Source organism: Candidatus Kosakonia sp. 282A-S69 (assembly GCF_029433855.1).
Lineage (GTDB): Bacteria > Pseudomonadota > Gammaproteobacteria > Enterobacterales > Enterobacteriaceae > Kosakonia > Kosakonia cowanii_A.
On the sequence record NZ_JAROAU010000001.1, the window covers coordinates 714,560 to 726,422 of the forward strand.

Below are 11,863 nucleotides of genomic sequence, written 5' to 3' on the forward strand. Positions count from 1 at the left end.
CGCCAGGCGGCGCGGACAGCAGACTTATTTAGCCGGGATAGACTTCAGCAGCTCGGTCAGCAGGGTCCAGTATTGGCCCACGCTTTCGATATGCACTTGCTCATCCGGCGAGTGCGGGCCGGTGATGGTTGGCCCAATCGACACCATATCCATCTCCGGATAGGGTTTCTTGAACAGACCACACTCGAGACCAGCGTGGATAATCTGAATGTTCGGCATTTTATTGAACAGACGCTGATAGGTTTCACGCACCAGCGCCATCACCGGCGACTGGGCATCCGGCTGCCAGCCCGGGTAGCCGCCCTTCGGCGCGGTTTTCGCACCGGCCAGCGCGCCGAGCGATTCCAGCATGCTTACCACGTAATCTTTACCGCTATCGACCAGCGAGCGGATCAGGCAGACGATCTCGGCGCTGTCGTCCTGTAATGTCACCACGCCGACGTTCAGCGAGGTTTCCACCACGCCTTTGGCGACGTCGGAGTTGCGGATGACGCCGTTCGGCGTGGCGTTCAGCAGGCGGACAAACGCATCGCGCGACTGGACGGTCAACGCCGCTTTGTCGCTGCTTACGCTGTCGACCAGCACCACCAGATTCTTCTCTTTGGCTTCCAGCTCGTTTTTCAGGATCGCCTGGTACTCATTCGCCAGGGTTTTCAGCTGTGCGGCTTTATCCGTTGGCAGGGCGATCACGGCGAACGCTTCGCGCGGAATGGCGTTACGCAGCGTACCGCCGGTGAAGTCGAGCAGACGCAGATCCAGCTCGGCAGCATGGGCCGCCAGGAAGCGCGCCAGCAGTTTGTTGGCGTTGCCCAGACCTAAATGGATATCGGCACCGGAGTGGCCGCCTTTCAGCCCTTTCAGCGTCAGTTTGACGGTTTCAAACCCGGCCGGCACCGCTTCGCGGGTCAGGGGCAGGGTGGTGATGAAATCGATACCGCCCGCGCAGCCCATGTAGATCTCACCCTCCTCTTCAGAGTCGGTGTTGATCAGGATATCTGCCTGCAACCAGTTGGGTTGCAGACCGAATGCGCCATCCATGCCCGCCTCTTCGGTCATGGTCAGCAGCACTTCCAGCGGGCCGTGTTGCACGGTGGAATCTGCCAGCACCGCCAGCGCAGAGGCCATACCGATGCCGTTATCCGCGCCAAGCGTGGTGCCGCGCGCTTTTACCCACTCGCCGTCAACATAGGGGCGAATCGGGTCTTTGGTGAAGTCGTGTTCTGTGTCGTTGTTCTTCTGCGGCACCATATCGAGGTGCGCCTGCAGCACCACCGGCTTGCGGTTTTCCATCCCGGCAGTGGCCGGTTTGCGGATCAGGATATTGCCTACCTGGTCGCGCTCTGCGTGCAGGCCTTGCTCTTTCGCCCAGCCCATAATGTGTTCGGCGAGCTCTTCTTCATGGTAAGACGGGTGCGGAATAGAGCAGATTTTGGCAAAAATATCCCACAGCGGCTGCGGAGATAGTTGAGACAGTTCAGACACGATGAGTCTCCTTAATAGCGCCTGCGAACAGGTTGCGTGCAGGTCGCGGGTTAGATAAACGAATCGCAAGACCCTCTTGCGAGATGCGGTTGAGAATACCACTTTATGACGACAGCGCGAGCACGGGATTGGGGAAAAAGCGGCGGCGATACCTGGGTAACACTGGTTTTTAGCGCCTCAGATCTCTATAATCTCGCGCAACCTATTTCCCCCTCGAACACTTTTTAAGCCGTAAAACACAGGCTGGGACACTTCACATGAGCGAAAAATACGTCGTCACCTGGGACATGTTGCAGATTCACGCCCGCAAACTTGCTGCCCGTTTAATGCCTTCAGAACAGTGGAAAGGCATTATCGCCGTAAGCCGTGGCGGTCTGGTTCCAGGCGCGCTGCTGGCGCGTGAACTGGGTATTCGTCATGTCGATACCGTTTGTATCTCCAGCTATGACCACGACAACCAGCGCGAACTGAAAGTACTGAAACGCGCGGAAGGCGACGGCGAAGGCTTTATCGTGATTGACGATCTGGTCGATACCGGCGGCACCGCCGTAGCGATCCGCGAAATGTACCCGAAAGCACATTTTGTCACTATCTTCGCCAAGCCGGCCGGTCGCCCGCTGGTAAACGATTATGTGATTGATATCCCGCAAGATACCTGGATTGAGCAGCCGTGGGATATGGGCGTAGTCTTCGTTCCGCCAATCAGCGGCCGTTAATCCCTCCCTTGCTGTACACACGCCCGGTTCTGCCGGGCGTTGTTCTTTTTGGCGCGTCACGGGTTACAATGCCCTCCGGTAAATTTTAAGGAGCTGCGCGCCATGCCCCAGTCAAATCTTAGCGAAACGCTGTTCAAACCCCGCTTTAAATACCCTGAGACCTCGACGCTGGTGCGCCGCTTTAACCCTGGGGTGCAGCCGCCCGTGCAGTCCGCGCTGGATGGCAAAAACGTGCCGCAGTGGTACCGGATGATCAACCGGCTGATGTGGATCTGGCGCGGCATCGACGCGCGCGAGATCCTCGAAGTGCAGGCGCGCATCGTGATGAGCCAGGCCGAGCGCACCGACGCGGAACTGCTCGATACGGTGGTTGGCTACCGCAACGGCAACTGGATCTTCGAATGGTCTGCACAAGCGATGAGCTGGCAGCAAAAAGCGATGCAGGAGAGGGACAGCGCGCTGAGCGGCCGCCACTGGCTGCACGCCTCCCATCTCTACAGCATCGCCGCCTATCCCCACATCAAAGGCGATAGTCTGGCCGAACAGGCGCAGGCGCTGGCCAACCGTGCCTATGAGGAGGCCGCGCAGCGCCTGCCGGGCAGCATCAAAGAGCTGGAGTTCGCCATTCCCGGCGGCGCGCCGGTCACCGGCTTTCTGCATATGCCGGAAGGCGAAGGCCCTTTCCCGACGGTGCTGATGTGCGGCGGGCTCGATGGCCTGCAGATCGATTACTACACCCTCTATGAGCGCTACCTGGCCCCGAAAGGCATTGCCATGCTGACGCTCGATATGCCCTCGGTGGGCTTCTCCATCAAATGGAAGCTGACCCAGGACTCCAGCCTGCTGCATCAGCATGCGCTCCAGGCATTGCCGAACATTCCGTGGATCGACCACACCCGCGTGGCGGCCTTTGGTTTCCGCTTTGGTGCCAATGTGGCGGTGCGGCTGGCCTATCTTGAGGCGTCGCGCCTGAAAGCGGTGGCCTGCCTCGGGCCGGTGGTGCATTCCCTGCTCAGCGAGCCGCTGCGTCAGAGCGAAGTGCCGGAGATGTATCTCGATGTGCTCGCCAGCCGCTTAGGCATGCATGACGCTTCCGATGAGGCGCTGCGCGTGGAACTTAACCGCTACTCATTAAAAACCCAGGGGTTATTGGGCCGCCGCTGCCCGACGCCCATGCTCTCCGGTTTCTGGCAAAACGATCCCTTCAGCCCGGAGGCAGAGTCGCGTTTAATCACCGCTTCATCCAGCAATGGAAAGCTGCTCGACATCCCGTTTAACCCGGTTTATCGCAATTTTGACGCTGCGCTTAGGAAGATTGTTGACTGGATCAACCATCAGTTCGGTTAATACTTTGAGAAATTCCATTGATTTGGTAAAACAGTTGCATCACAAAAGGAGATCGCAATGACGTTACCAAGTGGACATCCGAAAAGCAGGTTGATTAAAAAGTTTACTGCGCTAGGACCTTATATCCGCGAAGAGCAGTGCGAAGAAAACCGTTTTTTCTTTGATTGCCTGGCAGTTTGCGTGAATGTGAAACCCGCGCCGGAAAAACGCGAGTTTTGGGGATGGTGGATGGAAATGGAAGCGCAGGAGAAGCGCTTTACCTATCGCTACCACTTTGGGCTCTTCGACAAAGAGGGGCACTGGAAACCCACCGCTATCAAAGACCAGGAAGTGGTTGACCGTCTGGAAAAAACGCTGCGCGACTTCCATGAGCGCGCGCGTACGCTCTTAGCCTCGCTTGAGCTGAAGCTTGAACCTGCCGATGACTTCAAAGAGAAGTTAAAACTCCCCGCATAACGTCCCCGATAAAAAATGCCCGGCTGCTCTTCACACGCCGGGCATGAACAGGCACTGGCCTGCTTCCTCCCATCAGACGGGAAAAAAATGCCCTCAACCGAGGGCATTTCCTATAACGAGGGTTACAACAGGGTTTAGAACTGGTAGGTCACGCCAACGGCAACAACGTCGTCGTCAGCAATGCCCAGTTTGTTGTCGTCTTTGATCTGGTTGATTTTGTAATCGACCATCGCCGAGAAGTTTTTGTTGAAGTAGTAAGTGGCACCAACGTCGATGTAGTTCACCAGATCTTCGTCGCCAATACCGTTTTCCATATCTTTGCCTTTGGTCAGCACGTAGCCCACGGACGGACGCAGGCCGAAGTCGAACTGATACTGTGCGACGGCTTCAAAGTTCTGCGCTTTGTTGGCAAAGCCCAGGGTAGAGGAGACCGGCGTCATGTTGTATGACACGGAGTAGAAGGTCGCCAGGTAGACGTTGTTAGCGTCATACTTCACGCCGGTCGCCCAGGCTTCGGCATTCTGACCACGGCCCAGCGCCAGTGCGGTGTTCTGCGCGTTGGTACGGTCAGAGTTGGCGTAAGCACCAATAATCGTGACCGGGCTACCACCGAAATCATAGGCCAGAGAGGTACCCCAGCCGTCGCCGTTCTGCTTGATGATGCTGCTACGGCCATTTTCGTTTTTACCCTGGTACTGCAGGGTCATGTCCAGGCCGTCCACCATGCCGAAGAAGTCGGTGTTGCGATAGGTCGCCACGCCGGTGGTACGCTTGGTCATAAAGTTATCGGTACGGGTCAGCGAGTCGCCGCCGAACTCCGGGAACATATCGGTGACGGACGCCACGTCGTACAGCACGCCGAGGTTACGACCGTAATCGATAGAGCCAAAATCTTTAATTTTCAGACCGGCAAACGCCAGACGGGTTTTCTGGCCCGAGGTGGTTTCGTCGTTGTTACCGGCGAATTCAGATTCCCAACGGCCGAAACCAGTCAGCTGGTCATTAATCTGGGTTTCACCTTTGAAGCCGAAACGCACGTAGGTTTTGTCACCGTCGTTGCTGTTGTCATCACTGAAGTAGTGCATGGCTTTCACTTTGCCGTACACGTCCAGTTTGTTGCCATTTTTGTTATAGACTTCTGCCGCGTGAACAGAAGAAGCCGATGCAACAACGCCCAGTACCATTAATGCCAGAGTGCTCTTTTTCATTTTGAATTCCTGATTGAACTAACGCGCCACTATTCGCTGGGCTCTCGCCCCGTGAAAAACAGGAAGGGTTGTAACGCTCTGAAATGAAAGATTTATGACAAAGTAAGAGTAATTTGAAAAAGTTATGTTTTTTTGTGTTTGCCATAAAATTGTCAAACTCTGCCGCTACGCTTGCTGATCCCGCGCAACAAAAAAGTGGTCGAATCACGCTGGCGGTTGGCAAGCGCGCTCACTCCTGTTACAACGTCTGATTACTAACAAACTTCCTATTTTTTCTAAAAACGGCAGAGAATCATGAGTGACAGCCAGACGCTGGTGGTAAAACTCGGCACCAGTGTTTTAACAGGCGGTTCCCGTCGCCTTAACCGCGCCCATATTGTGGAGCTGGTGCGCCAGTGCGCGCAGCAGCACGCCGCCGGGCATCGCATTGTAATCGTTACCTCTGGCGCCATCGCCGCCGGGCGTGAGCACCTGGGCTACCCGGAACTGCCCGCTACTATCGCCTCAAAACAGCTGCTGGCGGCCGTCGGTCAGAGCCGTTTGATTCAGCTCTGGGAGCAGCTCTTCTCCATTTACGGGATTCATATTGGTCAGATGTTGCTGACCCGCGCCGATATGGAAGATCGCGAGCGCTTCCTCAACGCCCGCGACACGCTGCGCGCGCTGCTGGATAACAACATCGTGCCGGTGATTAACGAGAACGATGCCGTGGCGACCACCGAGATCAAAGTCGGTGATAACGACAACCTCTCGGCGCTGGCGGCGATTCTGGCCGGAGCCGATAAGCTGCTGCTGCTCACCGATCAGCAGGGGCTGTTTACCGCCGATCCGCGCAACAACCCGCAGGCGGAGCTGATTAAAGATGTCTACGGCATTGATGATGCGCTGCGCGCTATTGCGGGCGACAGCGTGTCCGGCCTCGGCACCGGCGGCATGGGCACCAAATTACAGGCCGCCGACGTTGCCTGCCGTGCCGGTATCGAGACGATTATCGCCGCAGGCAGCAAGCCAGGCGTGATTGCCGATGTGGTGAGCGGCACGCCGGTCGGCACACGTTTCCATGCCCAGACTTCGCCGCTGGAGAACCGTAAACGCTGGATCTTCGGCGCACCGCCGGCCGGTGAGATCTCCGTTGATGAAGGGGCAACCGCCGCTATTCTTGAGCGGGGCAGTTCGCTGCTGCCGAAAGGGATCAAGAGCGTGACAGGCAACTTCTCCCGTGGGGAAGTGATCCGCATTTGTAATCTGCAGGGGCGCGATATCGCCCACGGCGTAAGCCGTTACAACAGCGATGCGCTGCGCCGGATTGCCGGTCACCATTCGCAGCAGATTGATGAGATTCTGGGCTATGAGTATGGCCCTGTCGCGGTGCACCGCGACGATATGATCACCCGTTAAGGAGCAGAGGTATGCTGGAACAAATGGGCATCGCGGCGAAAGCTGCGTCGTACAAGCTGGCGTTGCTCACAAGCCAGGAAAAAAACCGCGTGCTGGAGAAGATTGCCGACTATTTAGAGGCGCAGTCCGACGCGATTTTGCTGGCCAACGAGCAGGATCTGCAGGAAGCGCGCAGTAATGGTCTTAGCGACGCGCTGCTTGACCGCCTGGCGCTCAACCCGGCGCGGTTAAAAAGCATCGCTGACGATGTCCGCCAGGTGTGCAAACTCGCCGATCCGGTCGGCCAGGTGATAGATGGCGGCGTGCTCGACAGCGGGCTGCGCATCGAGCGCCGCCGCGTGCCGCTGGGCGTGATCGGCGTGATTTATGAAGCGCGGCCGAACGTCACCGTGGATGTCGCCTCCCTGTGCCTGAAAACCGGCAACGCCGCGATCCTGCGCGGCGGGAAAGAGACCTGGCGCACCAACGCTGCAACGGTGAAAGTGATACAGCAGGCGCTGGAAGAGTGCGGTTTACCGGCGGGCGCGGTACAGGCGATTGAGAGCCCGGATCGCGCGCTGGTCAACGAGATGCTGCGTATGGATAAGTACATCGACATGTTGATCCCGCGTGGTGGGGCAGGGCTGCATAAGCTCTGCCGTGAGCAGTCGACGATCCCGGTTATCACCGGCGGTATCGGCGTCTGCCATATTCTGGTCGATGAAACGGCAGAGATCGCTCCGGCATTGAAGATTATTGTCAACGCCAAAACCCAGCGCCCGAGCACCTGTAACACCGTTGAGACGCTGCTGGTGCATCAGGGCATTGCCAGCACCTTTTTGCCAGCGCTCAGCCAGCAGATGGCGGAGAGCGGCGTGACGCTGCATGCGGATGAGCAGGCGCTCGCGCTGTTGCAAAATGGCCCGGCGAAGGTTGAAGCGGTGAAGGCGGAGCAGTATGACGATGAGTTTCTGTCGCTGGATCTGAATGTGAAGATCGTCGCCGATCTTGATGATGCGATCGATCATATTCGCCAGCACGGCACGCAGCACTCCGATGCGATCCTCACCCGCACCCTGCGCAATGCCAACCGCTTTATCAACGAAGTCGACTCCTCAGCGGTGTATGTGAACGCCTCGACGCGCTTTACCGACGGCGGCCAGTTTGGCCTCGGCGCGGAGGTGGCGGTCAGCACGCAGAAGTTGCACGCGCGCGGCCCGATGGGCCTCGAAGCACTGACCACCTATAAGTGGATCGGTTTTGGTGACGATACCATTCGTGCGTAAATAAAGTCGGGTGATGCAAAAGTAGCCGTTTGATTCACAGGGGCATTGACGCATCACCCGCTTAGTTTTAACCTTCTAACCCGTGATTCACGCTCGTGAACACCTCGCAGGGCCGATATAGCTCAGTTGGTAGAGCAGCGCATTCGTAATGCGAAGGTCGTAGGTTCGACTCCTATTATCGGCACCACTTCAACTTCTTCTAAGCCCACTCAAGTACCCAGGAACCTTGCACTCTCCAGGTTTATCCCATTTTTTCATCACTTAATCTTTATTGTTGTACCCGTTAATCGTCATCATTTGGTGTATATCAGGGCGTACACAGGCTATTCGGTCTTAGAGGTATACCAACAATACTTACAGCTAGTTGCATTCAGAAAAAGGACATCAGGCTTAGAATATTGCCAATGAAGATATATTTTCTCGTTGGCGTGAGCTTGTTAACATTGGCGACAAAACTTTTTGCAAGAACTTGTGCTTGATGTAAGTGATCTCGATCTTTTGACATTAACGCCCTTAAAAGATGTCCGTGAGAATGCTCTTAGGAGATGCGTGGCATTAATCGAATCATCCATTAATCAATATGTATGCACTGGAAGATAAGTCTATACAAAAGTTCATTTATTCATAGCTTCCTGTTAGGATTAATCTTAATGATATTTAATTGGGCAGGGGAAATGAATAAGACACTGATTGCAACGTTGGTATGTGTAACAATGTTAACGGCGTGTGGACCTAAAGCGTTAACACCCGAACAAAAACAGGAAGTTGCGGCTCTTAAGGCTGAGTTGTCCCAGACTGAGAGCGAAATTTCAGCAGCGAAAAAAATTGATCAACAATTTTCTGGTGGTTTGATTAAGAATTTAACTAACGCAAGACTGGAAGTATTGGGAACGAATAAGGCTCTTTTAGAACAGCGTATCAATGCTATTGAGTCAGGAGCTAAAATTAACGTCGTTATCTCTGGTATCAAGCCAGACCCTGAACTTGCTGCGTCGATTAAAACTGAAATTGATAGCCTGACTAGAACAATTAACGAAGCTAAAGCTGATGCCAACCAATACAGTGGAGGTTTAATACAGTCACTTAAGCTATCAACCGTTGCCACTGAAGAGCAGAGCATGGCAATGCTGCAGCAAAAATATCTTACCGCTAAGTATGGGCTTGCTGAAGTAAAGCTGGCATCGGTTCAGGATGATGTCGCTCCCACTAGCACTAAAAAGACAGCAACAGCTAAATATACAGAGCAACAGCCCCCTCAGCTACCACCAGCTGAAGGTCCGTTCGGTCTTGAGGCTGGCCTGACCAAAAAGAATATAGAGGATATGATCGGGGCGGAGCTAAAGCCATTTCCTGATAGCGTGAATCTTTATACTTCCGATAAATTGCCAAAGCAAAACGCAAATTTTGGAATGTACGGTTTACTGATATCACCAAAATCTGGCTTATGTGAAATTCGGGCTGTAGGTAGAGATATTGATACTGATAGCCATGGGCTGGCCCTCAAATCTAAGTTTGAAGATTTAAAGGGTTCGCTCAGTTCGCTTTATGGAAAGGGTAAAACGACAGACGTTTTACTGGCAGGCTCACTATGGAAAGAACCTCAGGACTGGATGATGGGACTACTCAAAAATGAACGTTTCTTATCTACCACCTGGAGGGGAACAAAAGAAATGCCGCTTAAAAATAATATTGCCTCTATCTCGATTGAAACTAAGGCGATCAGCGCAGAACAAGGTTATCTCTACATTCAGTACTTATTTACGAATGACGATATTTGTAAGGCGGAAATTGAAGCTGCAAAAAAAAGCTCCCTCTAAATAGTTTGTATAAAAGCCCCTAAGCAGGGGCTTTTATACATATGCGCTCATTTCCCGGCAACGAAATGGCCTTCAAAAAAAATACCTTAAAGTGCCGCTAAGAATATCTCTTCCTCAGACAATTCATGCAACTGGTGCCGTTCCTTTGCTTCTCCCTTAAGGAAATGTAACCACTCAGCCTTTGCACATTGCTGCTGATTGAACTCTATAAACCTACCAATTTAAGTAGCATGGTGGCGTTAAATAACCGATGCTTAAATTTATCAAAAATGGTAATGGTATATCATTAACCAACTCTGCTACACATTGAACATGTAAATACACCGAGATGCCCCTCACTCTTTTCCAGAATATATCCTGACCTAAAGTTAAATTTAAAACCTCATTATCTATTTGCCCCGATGAGTGTTGCCTTTTTAATTAAATCATAAGAAAATACTTAGAAATCATTATTAAAAGCAACTTAACCAAAATTATATTGGTCGGGTGACCTGTGTTTTCTTCAGGGATGAGAAAAGTGCGTTATTTCTTGCTGTTTATATTATTTATTTCTGCCGCACAGGCTGCGCCATTATCGCCAGCTGACCGGGATGCGGTGCGTCAACAGCAGGAACAGCTGCTGCGCCAGAACCAGCAACAGCGCGATGAGCTGGAACGAAGCACGCCGCTGCCGCAGCAGGAGGCGCGTACGCCTGACGGCACGGCTCAGGGCCCCTGTTTCACCATCCACACCATCACCCTTTCAGGCGTCACGCTTATCAGCGCGAAAGCGCAGCAGAAGCTTATCTCTCCCTGGCTGAATCAATGCCTGGATATGGCAAAAATCACCGAATTAACCACCGCTATTTCTGACTGGTATATCAGCCGCGGCTATATCACCAGCCGCGCGTTTCTTACTGAACAAGATCTGTCGCAGGGTGAATTACGCCTGGTAATAATGGAAGGGAAATTAAGCCATATCCGCCTCGACGGTGAAACCCCGCGCATGCTGAAAATGGTTTTCCCCGGTCTGGAAGGCAAGGTGCTAAATCTGCGTGATATTGAGCAGGGGATGGAGCAAATAAACCGTTTGCGCAGCAATCCTGTGCAGATAGAAATAGTACCGGATACCGAGCCGGGATATTCCATCGTTAACCTCACCGCCACGCCGGAATTTCCGTTAAGTGCCTCTCTCTCGCTGGATAATAGCGGGCAGAAGAGCACTGGCGAGGAGCAGTTAAACGGTTCACTGAGTGGAAATAACCTGCTGGGGCTGGCTGATAAATGGTTTGTCAGCGGCGGGCGCAGCAGTGACTTTGCCACCGGATATGATGCGCAAAGTCTCCAGACCGGGGTCAGCGTGCCTTATGGCTATGGGCTTCTGGATTACAGCTATTCCTGGAGTAACTACCGCACCACTATCATGAATCAGGGTTTTCCATGGATTTCGACGGGGGACACCAAAACCCATCGGCTGAATGGCTCATGGGTGGTGTTTCGTAATGGCGATATCAAAACCGCGCTCTCGGCGGGCGTAACCCAGCGCTCCAGCCGTAACTGGCTTAACGACGCGCCGCTGAAAAGCAGCACCCGCAACCTCTCCAGCCTCCAGCTTGGTATTAACCACACGCAGAAAATGTTCGGCGGTGTGGCAACGTTCAACCCCGGTTACAGCCACGGTATGCCGTGGTTTAACGCCGAAACCGATGAAGAGAAGATCGGCGACGTGCCGCGCGCAGAGTTCCGTAAGTGGAGCCTGAGCGCCAGTTTCCAGCGCCCGGTAACCCATGAACTTCTGTGGCTTAGCAGCCTGTACGGGCAGTGGTCGCCGGACAGACTTTATGGCAGTGAACGGCTGACCCTCGGTGGCGAAAGCTCCGTTCGCGGCTTCAAAGAGCAGTATCTCTCCGGCGATAACGGGGGTTACTGGCGCAACGAACTCAACTACCCGCTGTTTACCCTGCCGGTGCTCGGGCAGATCAGCGCCACCGTCGCGCTGGACGGCGGCTGGCTGGAAAAGGATCGTTTCGACAAATTCGCTTCGGGCACGCTGTGGGGTACAGCGGCATCGCTTAGCAGCGCCGGGCGCTGGTTCGCAAGCCAAATCACATTAGGGACGCCGCTCGCCTATCCCGACTGGCTGGGGCCGGATCATCTGACGCTTAACTGGCGTGTTGCGGTGACATTTTAAGGAA

Annotated in this window: 9 protein-coding genes and 1 tRNA gene; 8 read left to right on the plus strand and 2 right to left on the minus strand. The window is 54.0% G+C overall.

Annotated features, from left to right (window positions below):
- Positions 1 to 24: 24 nt before the first annotated feature.
- Complete coding sequence (pepD, locus tag PU683_RS03085; protein ID WP_277170052.1) at positions 25 to 1,482, minus strand: cytosol nonspecific dipeptidase; 1,458 nt, start codon at positions 1,480 to 1,482, stop codon at positions 25 to 27.
- A 257-nt stretch (positions 1,483 to 1,739) separates the two neighbouring features.
- On the opposite strand from pepD, the gene gpt reads away from it, so the two are divergent.
- The 3 genes from gpt to crl all read left to right on the plus strand — a co-directional run bounded on the left by gpt (position 1,740) and on the right by crl (position 4,001).
- Positions 1,740 to 2,198 (plus strand): xanthine phosphoribosyltransferase, encoded by a 459-nt coding sequence (gene gpt / locus PU683_RS03090; RefSeq protein WP_137849249.1) that lies wholly within the window; start codon positions 1,740 to 1,742, stop codon positions 2,196 to 2,198.
- Between the two features lie 102 nt (positions 2,199 to 2,300).
- Positions 2,301 to 3,545, plus strand: coding sequence for an esterase FrsA (gene frsA, locus PU683_RS03095; RefSeq protein ID WP_277170053.1), 1,245 nt, complete (start codon positions 2,301 to 2,303; stop codon positions 3,543 to 3,545).
- A gap of 57 nt (positions 3,546 to 3,602) precedes the next feature.
- Entirely contained in the window at positions 3,603 to 4,001 is a 399-nt protein-coding gene (crl, locus tag PU683_RS03100; protein WP_187801447.1) for a sigma factor-binding protein Crl, read from the plus strand.
- A gap of 134 nt (positions 4,002 to 4,135) precedes the next feature.
- Here the strand turns inward: crl and phoE are convergent, their stop codons facing one another.
- The gene (phoE, locus tag PU683_RS03105; protein ID WP_277170054.1) at positions 4,136 to 5,209 is read right to left on the minus strand and encodes a phosphoporin PhoE; all 1,074 of its coding nucleotides are present in this window, start codon (positions 5,207 to 5,209) and stop codon (positions 4,136 to 4,138) included.
- A gap of 294 nt (positions 5,210 to 5,503) precedes the next feature.
- On the opposite strand from phoE, the gene proB reads away from it, so the two are divergent.
- The 5 genes from proB to PU683_RS03130 all read left to right on the plus strand — a co-directional run bounded on the left by proB (position 5,504) and on the right by PU683_RS03130 (position 11,859).
- Complete coding sequence (gene proB / locus PU683_RS03110) at positions 5,504 to 6,607, plus strand: glutamate 5-kinase (RefSeq protein WP_042715971.1); 1,104 nt, start codon at positions 5,504 to 5,506, stop codon at positions 6,605 to 6,607.
- An 11-nt stretch (positions 6,608 to 6,618) separates the two neighbouring features.
- Complete coding sequence (proA, locus tag PU683_RS03115; RefSeq protein ID WP_277170055.1) at positions 6,619 to 7,872, plus strand: glutamate-5-semialdehyde dehydrogenase; 1,254 nt, start codon at positions 6,619 to 6,621, stop codon at positions 7,870 to 7,872.
- Positions 7,873 to 7,983: 111 nt separating this feature from the next.
- A tRNA-Thr gene (locus PU683_RS03120) sits at positions 7,984 to 8,059 on the plus strand.
- 487 nt (positions 8,060 to 8,546) lie between these two features.
- Positions 8,547 to 9,689 carry a hypothetical protein gene (locus PU683_RS03125; protein WP_277170056.1) on the plus strand — a complete coding sequence of 381 codons (1,143 nt, stop codon included), beginning with the start codon at positions 8,547 to 8,549 and terminating at the stop codon, positions 9,687 to 9,689.
- A 508-nt stretch (positions 9,690 to 10,197) separates the two neighbouring features.
- Positions 10,198 to 11,859 (plus strand): ShlB/FhaC/HecB family hemolysin secretion/activation protein, encoded by a 1,662-nt coding sequence (locus PU683_RS03130; RefSeq protein ID WP_277170057.1) that lies wholly within the window; start codon positions 10,198 to 10,200, stop codon positions 11,857 to 11,859.
- Positions 11,860 to 11,863: the final 4 nt, after the last annotated feature.

Excerpts from the sequence above, each read along its gene's own strand:
- gpt (WP_137849249.1), top strand. The coding sequence starts at position 1,740 with ATGAGCGAAAAATACGTCGTCACCTGGGACATGTTGCAGATTCACGCC.
- frsA (WP_277170053.1), top strand. The coding sequence starts at position 2,301 with ATGCCCCAGTCAAATCTTAGCGAAACGCTGTTCAAACCCCGCTTTAAA.
- crl (WP_187801447.1), top strand. The coding sequence starts at position 3,603 with ATGACGTTACCAAGTGGACATCCGAAAAGCAGGTTGATTAAAAAGTTT.
- phoE (WP_277170054.1), bottom strand. The coding sequence starts at position 5,209 with ATGAAAAAGAGCACTCTGGCATTAATGGTACTGGGCGTTGTTGCATCG.
- proB (WP_042715971.1), top strand. The coding sequence starts at position 5,504 with ATGAGTGACAGCCAGACGCTGGTGGTAAAACTCGGCACCAGTGTTTTA.
- proA (WP_277170055.1), top strand. The coding sequence starts at position 6,619 with ATGCTGGAACAAATGGGCATCGCGGCGAAAGCTGCGTCGTACAAGCTG.
- PU683_RS03125 (WP_277170056.1), top strand. The coding sequence starts at position 8,547 with ATGAATAAGACACTGATTGCAACGTTGGTATGTGTAACAATGTTAACG.
- PU683_RS03130 (WP_277170057.1), top strand. The coding sequence starts at position 10,198 with ATGAGAAAAGTGCGTTATTTCTTGCTGTTTATATTATTTATTTCTGCC.